21 protein-coding genes, 1 tRNA gene and 1 pseudogene are annotated in these 23,788 nt (G+C 70.1%); 16 read left to right on the forward strand and 7 right to left on the reverse strand.

Features of this window, described 5'->3' with window-relative positions; genetic code table 11:
* Nucleotides 1-95: 95 nt before the first annotated feature.
* From ACWD04_RS01955 to ACWD04_RS01970, 4 genes and pseudogenes are all read left to right on the forward strand, one after another.
* Nucleotides 96-170 (forward strand) — tRNA-Trp (locus ACWD04_RS01955).
* Nucleotides 171-782: 612 nt separating this feature from the next.
* Nucleotides 783-977: a hypothetical protein gene (locus ACWD04_RS01960; RefSeq protein WP_451127048.1), complete on the forward strand. Its 195-nt coding sequence runs from the start codon at nucleotides 783-785 to the stop codon at nucleotides 975-977.
* A gap of 115 nt (nucleotides 978-1,092) precedes the next feature.
* Nucleotides 1,093-2,154 (forward strand): RNA polymerase sigma factor, encoded by a 1,062-nt coding sequence (locus tag ACWD04_RS01965; RefSeq protein ID WP_451127050.1) that lies wholly within the window; start codon nucleotides 1,093-1,095, stop codon nucleotides 2,152-2,154.
* A 391-nt stretch (nucleotides 2,155-2,545) separates the two neighbouring features.
* Nucleotides 2,546-2,731 (forward strand): annotated as a pseudogene (locus tag ACWD04_RS01970) (Uma2 family endonuclease); the annotation flags it as partial.
* Nucleotides 2,732-2,834: 103 nt separating this feature from the next.
* Here the strand turns inward: ACWD04_RS01970 and ychF are convergent.
* The gene (gene ychF / locus ACWD04_RS01975) at nucleotides 2,835-3,923 is read right to left on the reverse strand and encodes a redox-regulated ATPase YchF (protein ID WP_451127052.1); all 1,089 of its coding nucleotides are present in this window, start codon (nucleotides 3,921-3,923) and stop codon (nucleotides 2,835-2,837) included.
* A 230-nt stretch (nucleotides 3,924-4,153) separates the two neighbouring features.
* On the opposite strand from ychF, the gene ACWD04_RS01980 reads away from it, so the two are divergent.
* Nucleotides 4,154-4,798 (forward strand): DUF6542 domain-containing protein, encoded by a 645-nt coding sequence (locus ACWD04_RS01980; protein ID WP_451127054.1) that lies wholly within the window; start codon nucleotides 4,154-4,156, stop codon nucleotides 4,796-4,798.
* Nucleotides 4,799-4,801: 3 nt separating this feature from the next.
* Here the strand turns inward: ACWD04_RS01980 and ppgK are convergent, their stop codons facing one another.
* Nucleotides 4,802-5,539, reverse strand: coding sequence for a polyphosphate--glucose phosphotransferase (gene ppgK, locus ACWD04_RS01985; protein WP_451127056.1), 738 nt, complete (start codon nucleotides 5,537-5,539; stop codon nucleotides 4,802-4,804).
* 66 nt (nucleotides 5,540-5,605) lie between these two features.
* Nucleotides 5,606-6,595 (reverse strand): 4-hydroxy-3-methylbut-2-enyl diphosphate reductase, encoded by a 990-nt coding sequence (locus ACWD04_RS01990; RefSeq protein WP_451127058.1) that lies wholly within the window; start codon nucleotides 6,593-6,595, stop codon nucleotides 5,606-5,608.
* 77 nt (nucleotides 6,596-6,672) lie between these two features.
* Between ACWD04_RS01990 and ACWD04_RS01995 the strand changes: the two genes are divergently transcribed.
* The 4 genes from ACWD04_RS01995 (at nucleotide 6,673) to ACWD04_RS02010 (ending at nucleotide 10,329) form a co-directional block, all read left to right on the forward strand.
* Nucleotides 6,673-8,016 carry an APC family permease gene (locus tag ACWD04_RS01995; protein ID WP_451127060.1) on the forward strand — a complete coding sequence of 448 codons (1,344 nt, stop codon included), beginning with the start codon at nucleotides 6,673-6,675 and terminating at the stop codon, nucleotides 8,014-8,016.
* Nucleotides 8,017-8,046: 30 nt separating this feature from the next.
* Nucleotides 8,047-9,312, forward strand: coding sequence for an exodeoxyribonuclease VII large subunit (gene xseA / locus ACWD04_RS02000; RefSeq protein WP_451127061.1), 1,266 nt, complete (start codon nucleotides 8,047-8,049; stop codon nucleotides 9,310-9,312).
* 40 nt (nucleotides 9,313-9,352) lie between these two features.
* Nucleotides 9,353-9,604, forward strand: coding sequence for an exodeoxyribonuclease VII small subunit (locus tag ACWD04_RS02005; RefSeq protein ID WP_451127063.1), 252 nt, complete (start codon nucleotides 9,353-9,355; stop codon nucleotides 9,602-9,604).
* 134 nt (nucleotides 9,605-9,738) lie between these two features.
* On the forward strand, nucleotides 9,739-10,329 hold the full coding sequence (locus ACWD04_RS02010; protein WP_451127065.1) for a malonic semialdehyde reductase: 591 nt from the start codon (nucleotides 9,739-9,741) through the stop codon (nucleotides 10,327-10,329).
* Between the two features lie 77 nt (nucleotides 10,330-10,406).
* On the opposite strand, the gene ACWD04_RS02015 is transcribed toward ACWD04_RS02010, so the two are convergent.
* Nucleotides 10,407-10,955 carry a DUF4245 domain-containing protein gene (locus ACWD04_RS02015; protein WP_451127067.1) on the reverse strand — a complete coding sequence of 183 codons (549 nt, stop codon included), beginning with the start codon at nucleotides 10,953-10,955 and terminating at the stop codon, nucleotides 10,407-10,409.
* 161 nt (nucleotides 10,956-11,116) lie between these two features.
* On the opposite strand from ACWD04_RS02015, the gene glpX reads away from it, so the two are divergent.
* Nucleotides 11,117-12,148, forward strand: coding sequence for a class II fructose-bisphosphatase (gene glpX / locus ACWD04_RS02020; protein WP_451127069.1), 1,032 nt, complete (start codon nucleotides 11,117-11,119; stop codon nucleotides 12,146-12,148).
* 62 nt (nucleotides 12,149-12,210) lie between these two features.
* Here glpX and ACWD04_RS02025 read toward each other — a convergent pair whose 3' ends face one another.
* Complete coding sequence (locus ACWD04_RS02025; RefSeq protein WP_451127070.1) at nucleotides 12,211-12,582, reverse strand: WhiB family transcriptional regulator; 372 nt, start codon at nucleotides 12,580-12,582, stop codon at nucleotides 12,211-12,213.
* 164 nt (nucleotides 12,583-12,746) lie between these two features.
* A complete protein-coding gene (locus ACWD04_RS02030; protein WP_451127072.1) occupies nucleotides 12,747-13,418 on the reverse strand; it encodes a DUF1707 SHOCT-like domain-containing protein in 672 nt (223 codons plus the stop codon).
* Between the two features lie 191 nt (nucleotides 13,419-13,609).
* On the opposite strand from ACWD04_RS02030, the gene ACWD04_RS02035 reads away from it, so the two are divergent.
* The 4 genes from ACWD04_RS02035 (at nucleotide 13,610) to ACWD04_RS02050 (ending at nucleotide 19,971) form a co-directional block, all read left to right on the forward strand.
* Nucleotides 13,610-15,274, forward strand: a complete 1,665-nt coding sequence (locus ACWD04_RS02035; protein WP_451127073.1) for a fumarate hydratase — start codon at nucleotides 13,610-13,612, stop codon at nucleotides 15,272-15,274.
* Between the two features lie 176 nt (nucleotides 15,275-15,450).
* Nucleotides 15,451-16,854: a class II fumarate hydratase gene (locus tag ACWD04_RS02040; RefSeq protein WP_451127075.1), complete on the forward strand. Its 1,404-nt coding sequence runs from the start codon at nucleotides 15,451-15,453 to the stop codon at nucleotides 16,852-16,854.
* Between the two features lie 65 nt (nucleotides 16,855-16,919).
* A complete protein-coding gene (gene fomD / locus ACWD04_RS02045) occupies nucleotides 16,920-17,642 on the forward strand; it encodes a cytidylyl-2-hydroxypropylphosphonate hydrolase (protein WP_451127077.1) in 723 nt (240 codons plus the stop codon).
* Nucleotides 17,643-18,021: 379 nt separating this feature from the next.
* The gene (locus ACWD04_RS02050) at nucleotides 18,022-19,971 is read left to right on the forward strand and encodes a SpoIIE family protein phosphatase (protein WP_451127079.1); all 1,950 of its coding nucleotides are present in this window, start codon (nucleotides 18,022-18,024) and stop codon (nucleotides 19,969-19,971) included.
* 61 nt (nucleotides 19,972-20,032) lie between these two features.
* On the opposite strand, the gene ACWD04_RS02055 is transcribed toward ACWD04_RS02050, so the two are convergent.
* Nucleotides 20,033-22,267: a transglycosylase domain-containing protein gene (locus ACWD04_RS02055; RefSeq protein ID WP_451127081.1), complete on the reverse strand. Its 2,235-nt coding sequence runs from the start codon at nucleotides 22,265-22,267 to the stop codon at nucleotides 20,033-20,035.
* Nucleotides 22,268-22,488: 221 nt separating this feature from the next.
* Here ACWD04_RS02055 and ACWD04_RS02060 point away from each other — a divergent pair, with 221 nt between their 5' ends.
* Together ACWD04_RS02060 and ACWD04_RS02065 are read left to right on the forward strand one after the other, a co-directional pair.
* Nucleotides 22,489-23,460, forward strand: a complete 972-nt coding sequence (locus tag ACWD04_RS02060) for an SPFH domain-containing protein (RefSeq protein WP_451127083.1) — start codon at nucleotides 22,489-22,491, stop codon at nucleotides 23,458-23,460.
* Nucleotides 23,457-23,717 carry a hypothetical protein gene (locus ACWD04_RS02065; protein WP_451127085.1) on the forward strand — a complete coding sequence of 87 codons (261 nt, stop codon included), beginning with the start codon at nucleotides 23,457-23,459 and terminating at the stop codon, nucleotides 23,715-23,717. Before ACWD04_RS02060 ends, ACWD04_RS02065 begins: the two co-directional genes overlap by 4 nt.
* Nucleotides 23,718-23,788 lie beyond the last annotated feature (71 nt).

Genomic DNA, 23,788 nt, shown 5'->3' on the forward strand with positions numbered 1-23,788 from the left:
GACCGCCTCCGGTGCCGGCTCGGGCCCGACGAGGGAGGGAGGCGGCCGATGGCGTCGTGACGCTGTCATGCACGGGCTAGTATTTCGGGCCGGGCGGAGCCGTAGCGCAGAGGTCGTCGCGCGCGGTCTCCAAAACCGCGAGGACGCCGGTTCGAGTCCGGCCGGCTCCGCCCTCCTCCCCGGCCGCACCCGCGGACACCCTCGGACTCCGCCACCGGCGTGCCGGCCGACGCGGAGACGGCACGAGGGCTGATCCTGATCGCCACCCTCGCCGTCGCCGTCGCCACCGCCACCCTCGCCGTCGCCGTCGCCGTCGCCGAGAGGGTGCGCCACCTCACGGGAGGGCGCGCCGAGCGAGACCGTCCAGGCCGCGCGGGGCATCCCACCCGCGTGAGCCCGCAGTCACCCGGCCGTCTGCGGCGGATCTCCACACCGCACACGCAGGTGGCCCGCCACCTCCGACGATGCTCCACGCGCGGAACGGACCCCTCACACCTGTCGCGGAGAATGTCCCTTTCGCGGCGGATTAAAAATTCGACCGAAGGAAGATCCGTCGATCGGTCGAGTGAAGAAGCTGTACCGGTCCATGAACCAATGTGACGGCACCGGCTTTTCGATATGGAAAAGCATTGCCGAGGTTTGCCGGATGGGTGGCCTCGCAACGTGCTGACGTGCTTTCATCCTTCACATCGCGGAAACCGTAACCGTGACGACGGCAAGGGCCTTCCTTCCTGACGGAGTCGGCCCGGCCATTCGGAATTAACGTGAAAGGAATTCACATCATGAGCTCCGCCCCCCAGGTACAGACCCAGGAAATCTCCGACGCGGACCTGGACAACGTGTCCGGTGGCGTCTTCGCCGGCCTGGCCGGCGAGGTCTCCCTCGAGACGCCGCTCTCCGCGGGCATCTCGGGCGCCGTCGGCGGCAACGCGCTCGGTGTCGCCGGGCTCGGCTCCGCCGCCACGCTCTCGTCCTGAGCCGACGCTGAGCCCGTATGCCCCGATACCTTCCAGGTCGCGGGGCATAGGGGCCGTGGGGCACCATGACCGACGCACACCGGACTCCGACACCACGGACCAGAGAGCTTCGAACGTGAGGGACCACCCAGGCACGGCTCGCCGTCCGTTCGGCCCGGGCAACCGGTGGGAGCTCATCTGGAGCCACCGGGACGAGTTGCTGGAGATCGCGCTCCGCCGGTCGTCGAGCACCGAGGAGGCCGAGGACGCAGTCCAGGAAGCGATGCTCCGCGCGGTGGAGGACCAGGGCGTCCAGTACGGCCGGGTGCGCTCGTGGCTCAGGCACGCGACCGTACGCGCGTGCGCCGAACGTGACCGCCAGGTAGCCCGCGACTCGGAGTTGAGCACGAGCTTTTCCGTCGCTCCGGCCGAGCCCTTCCCCGTCGAGGAAGCCGCATGCGACCGGGCAGAGGCCAGGTGGCTGGCCGACCGCAGCACGGAACTGCTGCCCGCCCGCCAGGCAGAGGCGCTGCGGCTCCAGTCCCAGGATCTCGACGTCGGACAGGTCGCCCGGGCCATGGGGCTGAGCTACCGGGCGACCGAGTCGCTGATCGCCAGAGCCAGGCGGTCGCTGCGTAACGTCCTGGCCGGGAGCCTCGCCCTGGCCATGGCCGTATGGATGTCCGCGCGCAGATTTCCGCGTACAGGCGTCGCCCAGTCGGCAGTGGCGACCTCGGCGGCGGTGACGGTCGCCGCTGTGGGACTGTCCCTGCCCGTCACGCTCCCCGACCGGCCGGACGGCCGCCCTCCGAGGGCCGGCACCGACGCCCTGCGGCACGCCACGGAGCTTCCCGCGCCCCGCCCGGCTCCGGGACATCCGCACGCGCCCCACCCCTCCCCGGCCCCGCACCGCACCGACCGGGCGGGCCATGACATCCGCCGGCCCGATGCGGGAAACCCTCCGAGGACGCACGAGCCGCCGGGCGCGGGAACGGTGGGGATAGAAATCGGGCCCGTCGTACTGGCGCCGGAACTCCCGTCGGCGACCACGCCCACGGCAATACCGCCCCTGCCTGTGGACGCGTCCGACGTCCCTTCCACGAAGGCGCCCTCGGTACCGTCCGCCGTCTCCACCGACAAGCCGGCCTCGCATTTGCCTATGACGCGACCGGAGCGCCGGGGCATTCTTTCGCGCTGACCGGCCAACGCCCGATATAGCGCGGCTATTTCGGCCCGGCCCCTTACGCTGACGGTGCGGCTCGCAACTTGATGCGCCATCGAGTAAGAAGGTACGCGTCGCACCGATCGGGGTTATGAAGCGCCATGACTCGCAGGGCGCTCGTTCTCGATGCCGCCCGGCCGCAGCCGCCCTTCGGTGACGTCCTGCAGTCGGGCGCCCGGGAGGGCGTCGAGTTCCCGCCTCGCTTCCCCCCGCCTCTCCCGCCCTCCCCAGACCCTCCCACCGCTTGGATCAGGACCCGACGGACGTTCGCGGTTCGCGGTGCCTGCAGACCGACCGGACACCTCGGGGCGCTTGTTCACACTCGAGAACGTACGACCGCCGACAGGATGACGCCCTCAGCGACAGCCGTCAGGCGGCCGAAGCGAGACGCCCGGAGGACGAGGACGGAGCACCCATCGTCCACGTCTACGAACTTGACGAGCCAACCGCCACCTATGCACCCGTTGGCATCTTCAGGGGCTCGCTCAGCCGTCCGGTGCCCTTCGAGATCAACCTCGACCTGGAGAGGCTCGCTCCGCCCCGCCGCGGCTGAGTCAGCACCAAGTCGGCACGGAAATGCGGTAGGGGCCGGACTCACCCAAGTCCGACCCCCATGACCAGCATTCTTGACGAGCTATCTTACAGTAACCAACTCGCTACACATTGAACCTGAATTCCACCACATCGCCGTCCTGCATCACGTAGTCCTTGCCCTCCATGCGCGCCTTGCCCTTGGCGCGGGCCTCGGCGACCGAGCCCGTCTCGACCAGGTCCTCGAAGGAGATGATCTCGGCCTTGATGAAGCCCTTCTGGAAGTCGGTGTGGATCACACCGGCCGCCTCCGGAGCCGTGGCGCCCTTCTTGATCGTCCAGGCGCGGGCTTCCTTCGGGCCTGCCGTGAGATAGGTCTGGAGGCCGAGGGTGTCGAAGCCGACGCGGCCCAGAGTGGCCAGGCCGGGCTCTTCCTGGCCCATGGACTGGAGGAGTTCGAGCGCCTCCTCGTCGTCGAGTTCGATCAGCTCCGACTCGATCTTGGCGTTGAGGAAGATGGCTTCCGCCGGGGCGACCAGGGCGCGCTGCTCGTTCTTGAAGTCCTCGTCGACCAGCTCGTCCTCGTCGACGTTGAAGACGTACAGGAAGGGCTTCGTCGTGAGCAGGTGCAGCTCGTGGAGAAGGCGGCCTTTCTCCGTGCCGGCCGTGATGCCCTGGGAGAAGAGCGTGTCGCCCGCCTCGAGGATCTTCTGGGCCTCCTCCACGGCGGCGAGGACCGCGACCTTCTCCTTCTGGAGGCGGGCCTCCTTCGTCAGGCGCGGGACGGCCTTCTCGACGGACTGGAGGTCGGCCAGGATCAGCTCGGTGTTGATCGTCTCGATGTCGTCCTTGGGCGAGACCTTGCCGTCGACGTGTACGACGTTCTCGTCCTTGAAGGCACGGATGACCTGGCAGATCGCATCGGACTCGCGGATGTTCGCGAGGAACTTGTTGCCCAGGCCCTCGCCCTCGCTCGCGCCTCGCACAATGCCCGCGATGTCGACGAAGTCGACGGTGGCGGGGAGCAGCTTCTGCGAGTTGAAGATCTCGGCGAGCTTGTTCAGGCGGGGGTCGGGGACGCCCACGACGCCGACGTTCGGCTCGATGGTGGCGAACGGGTAGTTGGCCGCCAGCACGTCGTTCTTGGTCAGGGCGTTGAACAGGGTCGACTTGCCGACATTCGGCAGGCCGACGATTCCGATCGTGAGCGACACTTTGGCGACTTCCTGAAGTGGAGGAGAGGGGCTGTGCGGGCGGGCCGGGGGTGGACCGATTCTCCAGTTTACGGGCGGGGCCGGGCAGCCCGTCACGGGTGCGCGGACGAGGGCCGGTGCGGGGCCGAACGGTCCCGTTTCGGCCGTGTGGGATCGAACGCAACCCCAAGGTCGTCCAAAGCGCGTGTCCAAGGCCCGAAAGAGTGCACGCGGCGACCTAGGTTGTCGGGGTGGAGCAGCACAGGACACGTACCCCGCAGCGCAGGCAGCCCTCGCAGGTTCAGCCCGCCCCGCCCGGCGGCCTCGGCGAGGTCACGGCCGCGGGCGCCTATCCGGTGACGGTGACGGTCGCACCGGCGACGGGCCCGGGGCCTGGCTCCCGGCCCGGAGGTGTTCCGCCGGTGGTCACGGCGCTGCGCAGATTCCCCGACCCCCGGCTGACCGGCATCGGAGCCGGTCTCTTCGCGGCCCTGACCATGTTTCTCCTGGCCTGTGTGGACCGGCTGCTCTTCGACGGTTCGGAGATCGTCTACGGCCTGCTGTTCCTGCCCGTCAGCGCCCTGACCGCGCTCTGGGTGCGGCCCGCCGACCTGGTGACCGCGCCGATCATCGTGCCCATCGCCTTCGCGGTCGGCGTGATCCCCGTCGCGGGGGGCACGGGCGGCTTCGGCGGACAGGCGATGGCCGTCGTGACCGCGCTGGCCGTACAGGCCGGCTGGCTGTACGGGGGCACGCTCGTCGCGGGGCTCATCGCCACCGTACGGAAGATCCGGCAGATGCGGGAGCGGCAGCGCCACGTACTCAGGGCCGAGCGGACCGAAAGGGCCGACCGGCCCAAAGGGGCCGACCGGACGGCCCGCCGCCCCCGCGCGTAGAGGCTACTTACCGGATGCGCCCATGGCCGCGCCGACGATGCCCGCGTTGTTCTGCAGCTCCGCCGGCACCATCTCCGCCCGTACGTGTTCGATGAGCGGCAGGAACTTCTCCGCCTTGCGGCTGACGCCCCCGCCGATGATGAAGAGTTCGGGCGAGAACAGCATCTCCACGTGGACCAGGTATTTCTGCACCCGGTGCGCCCAGTGCTGCCAGCTCAGGCCCTCGTCCTCCTTGGCCTTCGTGGAGGCACGCTTCTCCGCGTCGTGGCCGTGCAGTTCCAGGTGGCCGAGCTCGGTGTTGGGGATCAACCGCCCGTCGGTGAAGACCGCGCTGCCGATGCCCGTACCGAGGGTCAGCATGATCACCGTGCCCTTGCGGCCACGGCCCGCGCCGAAAGTCATCTCGGCGACACCGGCCGCGTCGGCGTCGTTGAGGATCGTGACGGGCTGCCCGATACGGTCACTGAGCAGCGCCCTCGCGTCCGTGTCTATCCAGCCCTTGTCCACATTGGCCGCGGTCCTGGTGATGCCGCCTGTGACGACTCCGGGGAACGTGATGCCTACCGGCCCCTGCCAGCCGAAGTGGCCGACGACCTCGACCACACCGTCGGCCACGCTCTCCGGCGTGGCCGGGTGAGGTGTCAGTACCTTGTGGCGCTCCTGCGCCAGCTCTCCGCGGTCCAGGTCCACGGGCGCTCCCTTGATCCCTGAACCGCCGATATCCACACCGAAGATCTCCATGTGATCCACGGTACGGGCAGGTGGCGCGGATCACTCCCCCGAGGGGCGGGTAACCCGCGCTCGGGATTACCCGGCGGAGAGCGCGGCGGCCTCGGCGCGCAGGTCGCGCCGGAGCTCCTTGGGCAGCGAGAAGGTGATCGACTCGTCCGCGGTCTTCACCGTCTCCACGTCCGCGTAACCCCGCTCGCCCAGCCACTCCAGCACGCCGTCGACCAGGACGTCGGGCACCGAGGCGCCCGAGGTGAGGCCGACCGTGGTGACGCCTTCCAGCCACGCCTCGTCGATCTCGTCGGCGAAGTCGACCAGGTGGGCGGCGGGCGCGCCGGCGTCGAGGGCGACCTCGACCATACGGATCGAGTTGGAGGAGTTCTTCGAGCCGACGACGATGACCAGCTCGGCGTCCTCCGCCAGCTTCTTCACCGCGACCTGGCGGTTCTGTGTGGCATAGCAGATGTCGTCGCTCGGCGGGGAGAGGAGGTTCGGGAACTTCTGCTTGAGTGCTCCGACGGTCTCCATCGTCTCGTCGACGGAGAGCGTGGTCTGGGAGAGCCAGACCACCTTCGACTCGTCGCGGACCTCGACGTTCGCGACGTCCTCGGGGCCGTCGACCAGCGTGATGTGGTCAGGTGCCTCACCACTCGTACCGATGACTTCCTCGTGGCCCTCGTGGCCGATCAGGAGGATGTCGTAGTCGTCCTTGGCGTAGCGGACGGCTTCCTTGTGGACCTTGGTGACCAACGGGCAGGTCGCGTCGATCGTGGCGAGCTTGCGCTCGGCGGCCTCGGCGTGGACGGTCGGCGCGACTCCGTGGGCGGAGAACATCACGATGGAGCCCTCGGGCACCTCCGCGGTCACGTCGACGAAGATCGCGCCCTTCTTCTCGAGCGTTTGCACGACGTACTTGTTGTGCACGATCTCGTGGCGGACGTACACCGGGGCCCCGTACTGCTCCAGGGCCTTCTCGACGGCGATCACGGCGCGGTCCACACCCGCGCAATAGCCACGAGGTGCGGCGAGCAGGACACGGCGGGCAGGAGTTGCAGTCATGCGTCCCATCGTAAGGCCGCACCGAACAGGCGCCGGATCGACGGGGTCGCGAGACTGAGGCGTACTCGATCAGCGACGGAGGGTTCATGGCCGGCAGCAGCACGGACGAGGGAAGGCTGCACCGCACACTCGGGTTCCGGGACCTGGTGGTCTACGGGCTGCTGTTCATCGCGCCCATGGCTCCGGTCGGCGTGTTCGGCACGCTGGACGCCAAGTCCGGCGGGGCCGTGGCGCTGGTGTATCTCGTGGCGACCGTCGTGATGGCCTTCACGGCGTTCAGTTACGCGCAGATGGTGCGTGTCGCCCCGCTGGCCGGTTCGGTGTTCGCGTACGCCCGCAAGGGGCTGGGGGAAGGGTCCGGGTTCATCGCCGGCTGGATGGCCATGCTCGACTACCTGCTCATCCCGGCGGTCGCCTACCTCTTCTCCGGGATCGCGATGAACGCGCTGGTGCCCGAGGTGTCGCGGTGGGTGTGGACGGCGATCGCCGTGGTCGTGACGACCGCGCTCAACCTGTGGGGCGTGCGGGCGGCGGCCCGGGTGGGCTTCGCGGTGCTCGCCTTGGAGATCGTGGTGCTGCTGGTGTTCGTGGTGTCGGCGGTGGTGGTGCTGGCGGGGGACGGGGCGCAGCGCGGCTGGCTCACGCCTCTCACGGGGGACTCCGGGTTCTCGATGACCGCGGTGCTGGGAGCGGTGTCCGTCGCGGTGCTGTCTTATCTGGGCTTCGACGCGATCGCCTCCTTCGCCGAAGAGGTGACGGGTGGTTCGGCGAGGGTGGCGCGGGCCGTGCTGTTCTGCCTGGTGCTGGCCGGGGTGCTGTTCGTGGTCCAGTCGTATCTGGCGGCGCTGCTGGAACCGGTGACCTCGGCGGAGCTGGCGGCGGATCCGGTGAAGCAGGGCTCCGCCTTCTACGACGCGGTGGATGCCTCGGTCGGGACCTGGCTGCACGATCTGGTGGCCGTGAGCAAGGCGGTCGGGGCGGCCTTCGCGGCATTGGCCGGGCAGGCGGCGGCCGGGCGGCTGGTGTTCGCGATGGCCCGCGAGCGGCGCCTTCCGTCGTTCCTGTCCCAGGTCGACGCCAGGTCCGGGGTGCCGCGCGTGGCGATCACGGGCGCCGCGGTGGTGACCCTGGTGGCGGCGGTGTGGGCGGCCCGGCGCGACGACGGGCTCGACCACCTGGTGTCGGTGGTGAACCTCGGCGCGCTCACCGCGTTCGTACTGCTGCACGCGTCGGTGGTGGGATGGTTCGCCGTACGCCGGATGGAGGGGACCCCGAGCTGGTGGCGTCATGTGCTGATGCCGGTGGTGGGCGCCGCCGTTCTGGTCGCGGTGATCCTCGAGGCGACGGCGAGCGCACAGCTGGTGGCGCTGTGCTGGCTGGGGATCGGGCTGGTTGTGCTCGCGGTGCAGTGGGGGCGCCGGGCCGCCTGACTGTCGGTCCCGGCCGATACGCTCGCCCGTATGGCTCTCACTACGTCCCCGGAAGCCCCGCTGCCTGTCGGCGACGTGTCACGCCTGATCGGCGGCTGGATCGACCGGCTCGGCGCGGTCTGGGTCGAGGGGCAGATCACCCAGCTGTCGCGCCGGCCCGGTGCCGGGGTGGTGTTTCTGACGCTGCGCGACCCGTCCCACGACATCTCGGTGAGCGTGACCTGCTTCCGGCAGGTCTTCGACCGCATCGCCGATGTGGTGTCGGAGGGCGCGCGGGTCGTCGTCCTCGCCAAGCCGGAGTGGTACGCGCCGCGCGGGCAGCTTTCCCTGCGGGCCACGGAGATAAGGCCGGTGGGCATCGGCGAGCTGCTGGTGCGGCTGGAGCAGCTGAAGAAGTCGCTGGCCGCCGAGGGGCTCTTCGCACTGGACCGGAAGAAGCCGCTGCCTTTCCTGCCGCAGCTGGTCGGCCTGGTCTCCGGGCGAGCGTCGGCGGCCGAGCGCGATGTCCTGGAGAACGCGCGGCGACGCTGGCCCGCCGTGCGGTTCGAGGTGCGTAACACCGCGGTGCAGGGCGTGCACGCCGTGAATCAGGTGGTCCAGGCGGTCCAGGAGCTGGACGGGCTGCCGGAGGTCGACGTGATCGTCGTCGCCCGCGGAGGGGGCAGTGTGGAGGACCTGCTGCCGTTCTCCGACGAGGCGCTGATCCGCGCGGTGGCCGCGTGCCGTACGCCGGTGGTCTCCGCCATCGGGCACGAGCCGGACTCGCCGCTGCTCGACCTGGTGGCCGATCTGCGGGCGTCGACGCCGACGGACGCGGCGAAGAAGGTCGTGCCGGACGTGGGCGAGGAGCTCGACCGCGTCCAGCAGCTCAGGGACCGGGCGCTACGGACCGTGCGGGGGCTGATCGACCGGGAGGAGCGGGGGCTGGCGCACGCGCTGGGCAGGTCCTCGATGGAGCGGCCGCAGCGGATGGTGGACGAGCGGGAAGCGGAGATCGACGCGTTGGTGGGGCGCAGCCGCAGGGTGCTCGGGCATCTGCTGGACCGCGCCGACTCGGAGCTCGCGCACACCCGGGCCCGGGTCGTGGCGCTGTCGCCCGCGGCGACGCTGGAGCGGGGATACGCGGTGCTGCAGCGGCCGGACGGCCATGTGGTGCGCTCCCCCGCGGATGCCGGGGCGCCGGGCGAGGAGTTGCGGGCGCGGGTCTTCGAAGGCGAGTTCACCGTGCGGGTCTCGGAAACCATGCGGGTCTCGGAAACCGTGCGGGTCTCGGAAACCGTACGGGACGCGGAATGAGGGGCCGGGTCTGTCGGACCCCGCGCATAGGGTGGTCGGCATGACGGACGACGGGACGACGACGGCTGCCGCGACGGGCACGCTCGGGTACGAGCAGGCGCGGGACGAGCTGATCGAGGTCGTACGCCGCCTGGAGGCGGGCGGCACGACGCTGGAGGAGTCGCTGGCCCTCTGGGAGCGCGGTGAGGAGCTGGCGAAGGTGTGCCGGCGCTGGCTGGAAGGTGCGCGGGCCCGGCTGGACGCGGCGCTGGCACGCCCTGAGGAGCCCTCGGAGGCCGAGGGCACGGACTGAGGAGTACACACGGGCGCTCCGGGTGCGTCTGTGCGGTCGATCACTCCGGGTCGATTTAGTTGAACCTTTAATCTACCCGTCGGTTACGGTGACGCCATCGCTTGACCCGTACCGCCCGGAAGGTAATGCTCCAGATGTCCCTCGTTCTTGACCCCGCCGCCCAGGACCTCCTCTTTCGTGAGGCCCGCACTGCCAACACGTTCACCGACGAGCCGGTGACCGACGAGCAGGTCCAGGCGATCTACGACCTGGTCAAGTACGGCCCCACGGCCTTCAACCAGTCGCCGCTGCGCGTGGTCCTGGTCCGCACACCGGAGGGCCGCGAGCGTCTCGTGAAGCACATGGCCGAGGGCAACCAGCCGAAGACCTCCACCGCCCCGCTGGTCGCGCTCCTGGTCGCGGACCACGAGTTCCACGACGAACTCCCGGCACTCCTGCCGCACTTCCCGCAGGCCAAGGACGCGTTCTTCTCCGAGCGCCCGGTCCGCGAGCAGTCCTCCGCACTGAACGCCACCCTGCAGGCCGCCTACTTCATCATCGGCGTCCGCGCCGCCGGCCTGGCCGCCGGCCCGATGACCGGCTACGACGCCGCGGGCATCGAGAAGGAGTTCCTGGACGGCGACCACCAGCTGCTCATGGCCGTCAACATCGGCAAGCCGGGCGAGGACGCCTGGTTCCCGCGCCTCCCCCGTCTCTCCTACGACGAGGTCGTCACGACCGTCTGATCCCCCCCGGAACCAGCAGAAGAGCCCCGCAACGCTCGGCGTCGCGGGGCTCTTCGCGGTCCTGGCGGGCGGCCTGTTCAGGCAGCGGGTGCCGGGACCGTGGTGCCAGGGGCGGTCTTCAGCGCGGCGGCCATCTGCGCCAGGCTCTCCATCGGGGCCGAGCCGGTGACCACGGTCGTCACGCCCTCGGCACGCAGCACGAGGGCGTCGTACTTCGGGCCCTCCCAGCGCTGCCACGCCTGGCCCGCCACCTCATAGGTGCGCCCGGTGTCCTCGGCCTGCTGGCTCACCTCGGGCACGTACTTCCGCGCGGGGCTCGTGGACTGCTCCACCGCGACGTACCTGCCGTCCGGGTCGAGGAAGCCCAGGTGCCAACCGGCACCGTCCTGCCCCGCGTACGAGACGGAGGTCGGCTTCCACTCCTTCGACAGCCCGGCCGGGGCCGCCACCGGGTACGGCGCCGCTCGGCGGGCCGTCGCGAGCTCGACCCGGTAGTCGACCGCCTTGATCGGGTCGGCCTTGTCGTCGTGCGGGATGAAGATGTAGACGACGCCCGCCACTGCGGTGATCACGAGCATCGACAGGATCATGTCCCGGACGGTCTGCTTGCCTCGCTTGCTTGCCACGGACTCAATGGTGGCATGGACCTCCGCACGACCGGCCAGGGGGCGACCGACCAGCGGGCGCGTCCGCTCATCCGTGACCCGCTCTGCTCATTTTATCGACCTACCGATAGAGTCACAGCACCCTCTTTTCCGGTCGTCGTCGTACAGAAAGGTGCGCTCCGATGTCCGAGCATCATCTGCCGTCCCAGCTCGAGGTCTCCCCGGAGGCCCCCGACCGCAACCTCGCCCTGGAGCTGGTGCGGGTCACCGAGGCCGCAGCCATGGCCGCCGGGCGCTGGGTCGGCCGCGGCGACAAGATCGGCGCCGACGGCGCCGCCGTGAAAGCCATGCGCACGCTCGTCTCGACGGTGTCGATGAACGGCATCGTCGTCATCGGTGAGGGCGAGAAGGACGAAGCCCCCATGCTGTTCAACGGCGAGCGTGTCGGCGACGGCACCGGAGCCGAGGTGGACATCGCAGTCGACCCGATCGACGGCACCACGCTCAACGCCAAGGGCATGCCCAACGCGATCGCCGTACTGGCCGCCGCGGACCGCGGCGCGATGTTCGACCCGTCCGCCGTCTTCTACATGGACAAGCTGGTCACCGGCCCCGAGGCCGCCGACTTCGTCGACATCAACGCGCCCGCGTCCGTGAACATCCGGCGCGTCGCGAAGGCCAAGAAATCGGCCCCCGAGGACGTCACCGTCGTCATCCTGGACCGGCCTCGGCACGAGAGCGTCGTCAGGGAGATCCGGGAGACCGGCGCCCGCATCAAATTCATCTCCGACGGCGATGTCGCCGGGTCGATCATGGCGGCCCGCGAGGGCACCGGCGTCGACCTGCTCATGGGCATCGGCGGCACCCCCGAGGGCATCATCTCCGCCTGCGCCATAAAGTGCCTCGGCGGTGTCATCCAGGGCAAGCTCTGGCCCAAGGACGACGCCGAGCGGCAGCGCGCGCTGGACGCCGGTCACGACCTGGACCGGGTCCTGTCGACGGACGACCTCGTCAGCGGGGACAACGTGTTCTTCGTCGCCACCGGGATCACCGACGGCGAACTGCTGCGCGGCGTGCGGTACCGCGGGGAGACCGCCAGCACGGAGTCCCTGGTGATGCGGTCCAAGTCGGGAACGATCCGCAGGATCGACTCGACGCACCGGCTCTCGAAGCTGCGCGCCTACAGCGCGATCGACTTCGACCGCGCCAAGTAGGACCGGCGACACGGATGGGGGGCCGCCCGGGCCGGGCGGCCCCCCATCCGTGTGCGCGGGGCTCAGCCCGCTGCGGCTATGCGCCCCGCCGAGGACGCCGCCTTGAGCTCCATGTCGCGCCTGCGGCGCCGGGCCAGCACCACGCGGCGCTCCGCAGCGGTGAGGCCACCCCACACCCCGTAGGGCTCGGGCTGTATGAGCGCGTGCTCCCGGCACTCCACCATCACCGGGCACCTCGCGCATACCTGCTTCGCGGCCTCTTCACGGGACAGCCGGGCAGCAGTCGGCTCCTTCGACGGGGCGAAGAACAGCCCGGCTTCATCCCGGCGGCACACCGCCTCCGAGTGCCAGGGCCCCGCCTGATCCTCCCGCGCGGGTGCGCGCTGGGAGGGTACGGCGGCGACCTGCAGGGGCTGATGCGGCATGTGCAGCACGGTCCACTCCTGACGACGGCTTCGGGCTTCGCGAGCGAGAGGCGATGCAGCTCTCCCTACCCGCTGTACGCACGCCTATGCACTGAGTGGCGCCGCCTTCCGCCCCTCCGCGGCGGCACGCGCTCCAAAATGGCCTGAATACGCGGTGCGGCAGCCGTCCGACCTCAGTGGCCGAGGTGTTTGCGCAACTGCCGGTGCAGGTTGGCGATGAGCTTGCCACGCTTGGGCTTTGCCTCGACGCTCCCGAACACGGAATAGCCGTTCACGACGACGACCGGTGCTTCCGGGTCGGCGGATTCCAGTGTGTCGACCTCGAAACTGCCGAAAATACCCGTTCCGCTGCCGCGCAGCGAAATGTTCTCGGGAACCTTGATCTCGACACTGCCGAAGATGGACGTCGCGTTGATGACCGTCAGACGCTGACCGAAGAGCGCCTCGGTCAGGTCGATCTCGACGCTGCCGAAAAGCGCGAAAGCGTTCGTACGGCCGCCGACGCGCCAACGGCCCCTGCGGGTCGAGCCGCTGAAGACCGCCACCAGATTCTCGACCGGCCCGGCCGCCGCTTCGGGGCCGTACCCGTAGGGCGAGGCGGTCTGCGAGGCGGTGCCGCCCGTGGCCGGGAGGTCCTGGACCAGCGGTTCGAGTTCGCCGAGGGTCTTGGCCCGGTAGACCAGGTCGACGCGCTCGGCGTGCTCCTCGGCGGTCAGCCGGCCTTCGGCCACGGCTTCCCGCAGGATGTCCGCGATCCGGTCGCGGTCCGCGTCGGAGGCTCGGATTCCGGCAGGCGCGGGACCGGCCGGAGCGACGGGCTGCTGAGGCTGCTTCTCGAGGTCCACCGCGACAGCGTACCGAAACGCGATAGATCGCGACCAGTGCCTCACCGGCCTTTGCCGGGAATCCGGGCCCCCGCCGCACTCCGTACGGGTGAGCCCTACCTCACAGGTCCGGCCCGCCCGCAGGGTTCTACCCTGGTGGATGCGCTGTCCAAGGGTGGCCAGCCGCTGTCACCGAGTAAGGAATGGCCGTAATGCCAGAGTTTGCGTACTCCGATCTGCTCCCGCTGGGAGAGGACACCACGCCGTACCGGCTGGTGACCGCCGAGGGCGTCTCGACCTTCGAGGCCGACGGCCGTACGTTCCTCAAGGTGGCTCCGGAGGCCCTGCGCACCCTCGCGGCCGAGGCCATGCACGACATCTCGCACTACCTGCGGCCCGCCCACCTCGCGCAGCTGCGCCGCATCGTGGACGACCCCGAGGCCTCCTCCAACGACAAGTTCGTCGCGCTGGACCTCCTGAAGAACGCGAACATCGCCGCCGCGGGTGTCCTGCCGATGTGCCAGGACACCGGTACCGCGATCGTCATGGGCAAGCGCGGCCAGAACGTGCTCACCCAGGGCGGTGACGAGGAGGCCCTGTCGCACGGCATCTTCGACGCGTACACCGAGCTCAATCTGCGCTACTCGCAGATGGCCCCGCTGACCATGTGGGACGAGAAGAACACCGGCTCGAACCTCCCGGCGCAGATCGAGCTGTACGCGACCGACGGCGGCGCCTACAAGTTCCTCTTCATGGCGAAGGGCGGCGGCTCGGCCAACAAGTCGTTCCTCTACCAGGAGACCAAGGCGGTCCTCAACGAGGGCTCCATGATGAAGTTCCTGGAGGAGAAGATCCGTTCGCTGGGTACGGCGGCCTGCCCGCCTTACCACCTGGCGATCGTCGTCGGCGGTACGTCGGCCGAGTTCGCGCTGAAGACCGCGAAGTACGCCTCCGCGCACTACCTGGACGAGCTGCCCGCCGAGGGCTCCCCGGCCGGCCACGGCTTCCGGGACAAGGACCTGGAGCAGAAGGTCTTCGAGCTCACGCAGAAGATCGGCATCGGCGCCCAGTTCGGCGGCAAGTACTTCTGCCACGACGTCCGGGTCGTCCGCCTCCCCCGGCACGGCGCCTCGCTGCCCGTCGCGATCGCCGTGTCCTGCTCGGCCGACCGCCAGGCAACCGCGAAGATCACCGCCGAGGGCGTGTTCCTGGAGCAGCTGGAGAAGGACCCGGCGCGCTTCCTCCCGGACACCACCGACGAGCACCTCGACGAGTCCGACGTGGTGAAGATCGACCTGAACCAGCCGATGGACGACATTCTCGCCGAGCTGACCAAGTACCCGGTCAAGACCCGGCTCTCGCTGACCGGCCCGCTGGTCGTGGCGCGCGACATCGCGCACGCCAAGATCAAGGAGCGCCTCGACGCGGGCGAGGAGATGCCGCAGTACCTCAAGGACCACCCCGTGTACTACGCGGGCCCGGCGAAGACCCCCGAGGGCTACGCCTCCGGCTCCTTCGGCCCGACCACGGCCGGCCGCATGGACAGTTACGTCGCGCAGTTCCAGGCTGCGGGCGGCTCCAAGGTGATGCTCGCCAAGGGCAACCGGTCCAAGCAGGTCACGGACGCGTGCGACGACCACGGCGGCTTCTACCTCGGCTCGATCGGCGGCCCCGCCGCGCGCCTCGCGCAGGACTGCATCAAGAAGGTCGAGGTCGTCGAGTACGAGGAGCTCGGCATGGAGGCGGTCTGGCGGATCGAGGTCGAGGACTTCCCCGCGTTCGTCGTGGTCGACGACAAGGGCAACGACTTCTTCACCGAGCCCGCCCCGGCGCCGACCTTCACCAGCATCCCGGTCCGCGGCCCCGGCCTCGGCTGACCGCACACCGGCCGAAGGGGCGCACCCGGCCACCGGTGCGCCCCTTCGGCATGTGCGGCGCCGGTGGACGTGTGATCGTCGCGGCGGGACGTGATCCGCCGGTCGGTCCCGGGCAGGATGAGCGGGGAATACGGCGGGCGCGGACCGTGCTCGCTCCAGCAGGAGGTAAGAACACCATGGGCGAACCGGCCGAGGACACGCAGTACCGCGTCGAGCACGACTCGATGGGCGAGGTGAAGGTGCCCGCGCACGCCAAGTGGCGCGCCCAGACGCAGCGGGCGGTGGAGAACTTCCCCATCTCCGGGCAACGGCTGGAGCGGGCCCACATCGAGGCTTTGGCCCGGATCAAGGCCGCGGCGGCCAAGGTCAACGCCGGGCTGGAGGTACTGGATCCGGACATCGCCGACGCGATCCAGGAGGCCGCCGCCGAGGTGGCGGCCGGACGCTGGGACGAGCACTTCCCCGTCGACGTGTTCCAGACGGGGTCCGGTACGTCGTCCAACATGAACACCAACGAGGTCGTGGCCACGCTCGCCACCGAGCGGCTCGGACGCGAGGTCCACCCCAACGACCACGTCAACGCCTCGCAGTCGTCGAACGATGTCTTCCCGTCGTCCATCCACATCGCGGCGACCGCGGCGGTCACCGCCGACCTGATCCCCGCGCTCGAACACCTGGCCGCTTCTCTGGAGCGGAAATCGGCCGAATTCTCGGAGGTCGTGAAGTCGGGCCGTACGCACCTGATGGACGCCACCCCCGTCACCCTGGGGCAGGAGTTCGGCGGCTACGCGGCGCAGATCCGCCACGGCGTCGAGCGGCTGCACGCCTCGCTCCCCCGCCTCGCCGAACTCCCCCTGGGCGGCACGGCGGTGGGTACCGGGATCAACACCCCGCCCGGATTCTCCGCAGCCGTCATCGCGGAGGTCGCCCGCACCACCGGCCTGCCCCTCACCGAAGCACGGAACCACTTCGAGGCGCAGGGCGCCCGGGACGGACTCGTCGAGGCCTCGGGCCAGCTCCGCACGGTCGCGGTGTCGCTCACCAAGATCTCCAACGACCTGCGCTGGATGGCCTCCGGCCCCCGCACCGGACTCGCCGAGATCAGCCTGCCGGACCTGCAGCCCGGGTCGTCGATCATGCCGGGCAAGGTCAATCCGGTCATCCCGGAGGCCGTACTGATGGTCGCGGCCCAGGTGACGGGCAACGACGCCACGGTCGCCGCCGCCGGAGCGGCCGGCAACTTCGAGCTCAACGTGATGCTTCCGGTGATCGCGAAGAACCTGCTGGAGTCGGTGCGGCTGCTCACCAACGCCTCCCGGCTGCTCGCCGACCGCACGGTCGACGGCATCACGGCCCATGTGGAGCGGGCACGGCAGTACGCCGAGTCCTCCCCGTCGGTCGTGACGCCGCTGAACAAGTACATCGGCTACGAGGAGGCGGCGAAGGTCGCGAAGAAGTCGTTGGCCGACGGCGCGACTATCCGGGAGACCGTGCTGGCCGGAGGATACGTCGAGCGCGGGGACCTGACCCTGGAACAGCTCGACGAGGCCCTGGACGTGTTGCGGATGACCCGGCCCTGACGCGTAACAGCCGCGGGTGCGGCCGTTACGCTTCGCACCGGCGGGCGCGTCCCTAAGATCACGTCATGACAGCGACGGAAGCGGGTACGGGAGCAGGCACCGGGGCGGGTGCGGGAGACGGCGTGCGCTGGTCGCCGGGGGACCGGATCCTCTGGCGCTACCGGGCCAACGAGAGGTGCGGTGACGACGGTGGCGGCTACGCGGTACACATCTGCCGTCCGGTCACCGTCGTCCAGGACACCGACGAACTGCTGGCGGTGTGGATGGCGTCCGGCACCGAGTGTGTGAGGCCGGTCCTCGCCGACGGCACCCAGGTGCACGCCGAGCCCCTCGCCACCCGCTACACGCGTCCCCGCACGACGGCGCGCTCCCGGTGGTTCGGATCGGGGGTGCTGAAGCTCGCCCGGCCAAGAGACCCCTGGTCGGTCTGGCTGTTCTGGGACCGCGGCTGGCTCTTCCGCAACTGGTACGTCAATCTCGAGGAGCCCCGCTCACGCTGGGCGGGCGGGGTCGATTCGCAGGACCATTTCCTCGACATCTCGGTGCGTCCCGACCACAGCTGGGAATGGCTCGACGAGGACGAGTTCGCGCAGGCGCAGCGTGTCGGGCTGATGGACGAGGCCACCGCCCGGCGCGTACGCGAGGCGGGGCTGGCGGCCGTCGAGGTGATCCAGAGCTGGGGCGCGCCGTTCAGCGACGGCTGGGAACACTGGCGGCCCGACCCCCGGTGGCAGGTCCCCTCGCTGCCTGATGACTGGGACCGCACCCCCACCCCCACGACGTCGTGAGACCCTTGATGCACCCCAGGGGGGCAAACGCAGGATCGCCCTCCGCGAACCGCTCTGCCGGAAGGCGCACCACAACCGGCACGACCGGTTCAGGGCCTGACCACCAGTCACCGAAAGCAGCGCATGAGCCGCACGGCCCACCCGGCCGGACGGCCGTGCGGTCGCATGAACCACTACGAGGGGGTGGAGACGTGCTCGCTGTCCACTGCCCAGCCGCCGGAAGATCCCATACCGGCCTCCCTGGTGGCCGTACGGTTTCAGCCCCTTTTCCGAGGGCATCCGGTGACAGCCGTTGTTCTCGGTGCTCTTGCCGGGGCACAGTGGCGCCCCACGAGGTGATTGCCTCATACAACCGGCCCGGACGGACGGAATCCCACGCGTGACGGAGCATCCCACCTCCCACGAAGGCCGGCAGCCCCTCGCCGCCCGACCGCAGGAACGCGCCCGGCCCCGGCAGCAGGAGGCTCCGCCGGGCGCCGCTGCCACCGCCGCGATCCCCGGGCCCTCTCCGGTGCCGGGCACGGCGAAGAGCCCGGTGCCGAACGCCGTACAGAATGCGGCGCCCGGAGCGGCCGCGGACGCCGCCGCACCCGGCGTCGACACCCAGACGGTCACGCGCCGCGAGGGGGACCGGCTGCGTTTCGTCGGCGCGGCGACCCGCCGGATCGCACGCGGCATAGACCTGGACGAAATCGTGCTGGGCCTGTGCCGGGCGAGCGTACCCACGTTCTCCGACGCCATACTCGTCTACCTCCGTGACCCGCTCCCGGTGGGCGACGAGCGGCCCGTCAACCCCTTCCTGCTGCGGCTGCGGCGCACCGACAGGCTGCGGCTCGGCGACGAGGAGAGCGACAGCGGGCCGGAGGGCGAGCGGCTGCGGCTGTCCGTCAGCGACCCGCAGGCCGGACTGCTGCCCGCCGCCGACCTGTGCGAGATCCAGGCGGGCGGCGCACTCGACGAGGTCCTGCGCGGGGTGCGTCCCGTCTTCGGGGACGCCGCCGCGGCCCGCGTCGCCCTGCCCGAACTGCTGGGGGCCGGCCGCACCGTGCCGACCGGTCACCGCGCGATCCTGGCTCCGCTGCGTGGCCGTCGCCGGGTGATCGGTGCCGCCGTCTTCCTGCGCGGCACGGACCGCCCGCCCTTCGAGGCCAACGACCTCCTGGTCGCCGCCCAGCTGGCCACGCACACCGCGCTCGGTATCGACAAGGCCGTGCTGTACGGCCGCGAGGCGTACATCGCCGACGAGCTCCAGCGCACCATGCTGCCCGACTCGCTGCCCCAGCCCACGGGCGTACGCCTGGCCTCGCGCTATCTCCCGGCCGCCGAGACGGCCCGGGTCGGCGGGGACTGGTACGACGCGATCCCGCTGCCCGGCAGCAGGGTCGCCCTGGTCGTCGGCGACGTGATGGGGCACTCCATGACGTCCGCCGCGATCATGGGCCAGCTCCGCACCACGGCACAGACCCTCGCCGGTCTCGACCTGCCTCCGCAGGAGGTCCTGCACCATCTGGACGAACAGGCCCAGCGGCTCGGCAGCGATCGCATGGCGACCTGCCTGTACGCGGTGTACGGCCCCGTCGCGCACCGCATCACCATCGCCAACGCCGGGCACCCGCCGCCCGTGCTGCTCCACCTGGGCGGCCGGGCGGAGGTGCTGCGGGTGCCGCCGGGCGCGCCGATCGGGGTCGGCGGGGTCGATTTCGAGGCCGTCGAGCTGGACGCGCCGGCCGGGGCCACGCTGCTGCTCTACACGGACGGCCTGGTGGAGTCCCGGATACGGGACGTCTGGACGGGCATCGAGATACTGCGGGAGCGGCTCGCCGCCACCGCCCAGCTGACCGGGCCTGACCATTCTCCGCCGCTGGAAGCGCTCTGCGACGACGTGCTGGACATGCTCGGCCCCGGTGACCGGGACGACGACATCGCCCTGCTGGCCGCCCGGTTCGACGGGATCGCGCCGAGCGATGTCGCGTACTGGTTCCTGGAACCGGAGGACGCGGCGCCCGGCCGGGCGCGCAGGCTGGCCCGCAGGGCGCTGAGCCGGTGGGGTCTGGACGACCTCTCGGACGAGGTGGAGCTGCTGGTCAGCGAGGTGGTGACCAATGCCGTGCGCTACGCGGAGCGGCCGGTGACCCTGCGGCTGCTGCGTACGGACACCCTGCGCTGCGAGGTCGGCGACGACTCCCCGCAGCTGCCCCGTCAGCGGCGTGCCCGGGAGACCGACGAGGGCGGCCGCGGGCTGTTCCTGGTCAACCGGCTGGCCAGACGGTGGGGAGCGACCCGGCTCTCGACCGGCAAGGTGGTGTGGTTCGAGATGGCCACGCCGTAGGCCGACGACGTGGCCACGAGTGAGGGGCGGGTGCCGACCGGCGCCCGCCCCTCACTCGTCGCTACTGCCCCAGGATGTCTTCGCTGCCCGGCCGTTCGCCCGGCGGCTGGTCCCCGTCCTCGGGGTCCTTCGTCTCGCTGGGCGTCACGCTCGGCGTCACGGAGGGGGACTCGCTCGGCGTCTCGACCGGCGGCGACTCCTCGGAGGGGGTCTCGCTCGGCGACTCGGAGGGCGTCTCGGGCTCCTCGGACGGAGTCTCCGACGGCTCCTCTGTCTCGGACGGAGTGGCCGCCGGGGGGGCCTCCGTCACCGGCGTCTCACCGCGTTCGACTCCCTGCAGGTCGAAGGTGGCGTCCGAGCCGCCGCCGAGCGCGCCGAGGGTGTAGTCCGCCCAGATCTTGGCGGGGAAACCGCCACCGTTGGCACGGCCGGAGTTGGCCGTGCCGGTGAGGCTGACCTGGCCGCCGCCCTCCCGGGTGGACTCGCCGAAGAGAGCCACGGCTGTGGTGAGCTCCGGGGTGTAGGCCGTGAACCAGGCCGCCTTGTTGTCCTCGGAGGTACCCGTCTTGCCCGCGGCGTCGTACGCGGAGGTGTTGGCTTCCCGGCCGGAGCCGACGTCGACGACCTCGGTCAGCGCCTTCGTCACGGTGTCGGCGGACGCCCGGCTGATCGCCTGGCCGCCCACACCGTCGACGGGCTCCATGGTGCGGTCGCGGTGCTCGGCGGACTCGACGATGGTCGGGGTGACCTTCTTGCCGTGGTTGGCGAGCGTGGCGTACACCCCGGCCATGTCCCATGTCGAAGCGTTCATGGTGCCGAGCGTGATCGCGGGGCGCTCGGGGAAGTTCTTGTCCGGTACGCCCATGTCGAGTGCGGTCTTCTTCACGGCGCTCGGGGTGACGTCGACGACCATCTGCGCGAAGACGGAGTTGATCGACTTGTCCATCGCCGTCTGGACGGTGGGGCTGTCGTAGCTGATGTCGTCCTCGTTCTGCGGGGCGAACGGGGTGTCGCTGCCGACCACGGGACGCTTGCTGGTGCCGTCGTAGACCGTGTTCAGGCCGATCAGGTTGCCGTCCTGGGTGGTCGACTCGTTCTCCAGCGCGGAGGCGAGCACCAGCGGCTTGAAGGTGGAGGCCGGCTGGTAGTCCTGGCGGGTGGCGTTGGACAGGTAGTGCTCGGTGGCGCCGACACCGCCGTACAGTGCGAGCACCTTGCCCGTCTTCGGATCCACCGAGGTGGCACCGGCCTGAACGGACGCGTCGACCTTGTTGCCTTCCCGGTCCAGCTGGTTCTCCAGCCGGCGGTCGACCGACTTCTCGAGCTGCTTCTGCTTCTTCTTGTCGACGTTGAGGGTGATGGTCCAGCCGCCGGCGTCCAGCATCTCCTCGGTGATGCCCTGCCGCTTCATCTCGTCGTCGGCGGCCTCGACGAGGTAGCCGGCCTGGCCCTCCATGCCGTGAGCGGCCTTGGGCGAGTCGGGGACGGGGAAGGTCATCTTGTCCCGCTCGGCCCGGTCGAGCCAGCCCTCGTCGACCATGTTGTTCAGCGTGTAGGCCCAGCGCTCCTTGACGAGCTTCTTACCGGTGGGCGTGGCGTTCGCCCAGTCGTACTGGCTGGGGGCCTGGAGCAGGGCCGCGAGATAGGCGCCCTGGCCCGTGTCGAGATCCTTGGCGTCGACGCCGTAGTAGGCCTGCGCCGCCGCCTGGATACCGCTCGCACCGCGTCCGTAGTACACGGTGTTGAGGTATCCGGCGAGGATGTCGTCCTTCTTCGTGCGCTGGTCGACCTTGAGTGAGATCACCAGTTCCTTGAGCTTACGGGTGACCGTCTGGTCCTGCGTGAGGTAGTAGTTCTTCACGTACTGCTGGGTGATCGTGGAACCACCCTGCTTGCCCTTGCCGGTGAGCGTGTTGAGCAGACCGCGGGTGGTGCCCTTGAGGTCGACGCCCTGGTCCCGGTAGAAGGACTTGTTCTCGGCGGCGACGAAGGCGTGCTGGACCTTCTTGGGTACGACGCCCAGGTCGACTATCTCCCGGTTCACCTCGGAGTTGCTCCGGGCCAGGAGGGTGCCGTCGCTGTACTTGTAGACGTTGCTCTGCTTCTCGGCCTGGGCATTGGCCGCAGGCACGTCGACGTACACGTACAGCGCCGCGAAGGCGCCCATCACCAGCAGACAGAGCCCGAAGAAGGTGCCCAGGATCTTCCGCCAGGTGAAGAGCCGGCGTATGCCGCCGCTCTTGGCGGCCCCGCGCGCTCCCCGCCCCTGGGCTCGCCGCGCATCCGCTCGACCCATCGCTGTGGTGCTCCTGTTCTTCGGCTCGTACCGCTCCGGTCAGACCTGTCAGCTAACACTGAAACCCGGGACAAATGGCGGGCGATCCGGTCTTTTCCGGGCGTGAGAATCAGCACCCGCCCCTATGGAACCGACTCCCGAGGGGTGCACAAGGTTGCGACATCGATTAATGTGTAATCACATTGCTAGCGCGGCGCTATGCCGTACGAAACGGGGGACCCATGTCCGCAGCACACGACCGTCCCGGCACCACCGGCCCCGGCGCCGACCTGACGCCGGACGCGCCGGAGATGCCCACACCGCAGGTCAGGGAGACCACCGCCCACTCCATCCCCGGCGGTCTGGGCCTGCTGCTGACGGTCTTCGGGGTGTTCCTCGGAGTGGCCCTGGCCATCGTCGGCGGTGTTCTCGGCTCCGACGGACACAAGGGCGTCGGCGTCCCGCTCCTCGTCCTGGGCCTGCTCCTGGCCATCGCCTCGTTCTTCTGCATGAGCGGTGTGAAAATGGTCGCTCCGGGCGAGGCCCGGGTCATCCAGCTCTTCGGCCGCTACGTCGGCACGATCCGCGCGGACGGGCTCCGCTGGATCAACCCGCTGACGTCCAGCCGCAAGATCTCCACCCGGGTCCGTAACCACGAGACGGCCGTCCTGAAGGTCAACGACGCCTACGGCAACCCGATCGAGCTCGCGGCGATCGTCGTCTGGAAGGTCGAGGACACCGCGCAGGCGCTCTTCGAGGTCGACGACTTCCTGGAGTTCGTCGCCACGCAGACCGAGGCGGCCGTGCGGCACATCGCGATCGAGTACCCGTACGACGCCCACGACGAGGGCGGCCTCTCGCTCCGGGGCAACGCCGAGGAGATCACCGAGAAGCTCGCGGTCGAGCTCACCGCGCGGGTGCAGGCGGCGGGCGTACGGATCATCGAGTCTCGCTTCAGCCACCTCGCGTACGCCCCGGAGATCGCCTCGGCGATGCTGCAGCGACAGCAGGCGGGGGCGGTCGTGGCGGCCCGCCAGCAGATCGTCGAGGGCGCGGTGGGCATGGTCGAGATGGCGCTGACCCGCATCGCGGAGCAGGACATCGTCGAGCTCGACTCCGAGCGCAAGGCGGCGATGGTGAGCAACCTGATGGTGGTGCTGTGCGGTGACCGCGCGGCGCAGCCGGTCCTGAACACGGGCACGCTCTACCAGTGACGGACGACGTCACGCCTCCCGCGGGCCGGCCGGCGGCCCGGCGCGGGCCCGCGCGCAAGCAGATGCTGCTGCGGCTGGACCCCGCGGTGCATGACGCGCTGGCCCGGTGGGCCTCCGACGAGCTGCGCAGCGCGAACGCGCAGATCGAGTTCCTGCTGCGGCGGGCGCTGGCGGAGGCCGGCCGCCTCCCGGGGAGCGCGTCCCCGATCCCGCGCCGGGGCCGGCCCCCGAAGTCGCCACCCGAAGCGGAGGAGTGACCCCGGCCGGGAACGTCGCCCCGGACGGCGCGGGCCGGCCTCGATCCGCTCGGCGAGGAGCACCGGGGCAT

The sequence above is a fragment of the Streptomyces sp. NPDC002911 genome, from assembly GCF_053591835.1.

Coding starts and splice junctions, on each gene's coding strand:
- ACWD04_RS01960 (WP_451127048.1), top strand. CDS start 783: ATGAGCTCCGCCCCCCAGGTACAGACCCAGGAAATCTCCGACGCGGAC.
- ppgK (WP_451127056.1), bottom strand. CDS start 5,539: ATGGAGATCTTCGGTGTGGATATCGGCGGTTCAGGGATCAAGGGAGCG.
- ACWD04_RS01990 (WP_451127058.1), bottom strand. CDS start 6,595: ATGGGACGCATGACTGCAACTCCTGCCCGCCGTGTCCTGCTCGCCGCA.
- ACWD04_RS01995 (WP_451127060.1), top strand. CDS start 6,673: ATGGCCGGCAGCAGCACGGACGAGGGAAGGCTGCACCGCACACTCGGG.
- xseA (WP_451127061.1), top strand. CDS start 8,047: ATGGCTCTCACTACGTCCCCGGAAGCCCCGCTGCCTGTCGGCGACGTG.
- ACWD04_RS02005 (WP_451127063.1), top strand. CDS start 9,353: ATGACGGACGACGGGACGACGACGGCTGCCGCGACGGGCACGCTCGGG.
- ACWD04_RS02010 (WP_451127065.1), top strand. CDS start 9,739: ATGTCCCTCGTTCTTGACCCCGCCGCCCAGGACCTCCTCTTTCGTGAG.
- glpX (WP_451127069.1), top strand. CDS start 11,117: ATGTCCGAGCATCATCTGCCGTCCCAGCTCGAGGTCTCCCCGGAGGCC.
- ACWD04_RS02035 (WP_451127073.1), top strand. CDS start 13,610: ATGCCAGAGTTTGCGTACTCCGATCTGCTCCCGCTGGGAGAGGACACC.
- ACWD04_RS02040 (WP_451127075.1), top strand. CDS start 15,451: ATGGGCGAACCGGCCGAGGACACGCAGTACCGCGTCGAGCACGACTCG.
- fomD (WP_451127077.1), top strand. CDS start 16,920: ATGACAGCGACGGAAGCGGGTACGGGAGCAGGCACCGGGGCGGGTGCG.
- ACWD04_RS02055 (WP_451127081.1), bottom strand. CDS start 22,267: ATGGGTCGAGCGGATGCGCGGCGAGCCCAGGGGCGGGGAGCGCGCGGG.
- ACWD04_RS02060 (WP_451127083.1), top strand. CDS start 22,489: ATGTCCGCAGCACACGACCGTCCCGGCACCACCGGCCCCGGCGCCGAC.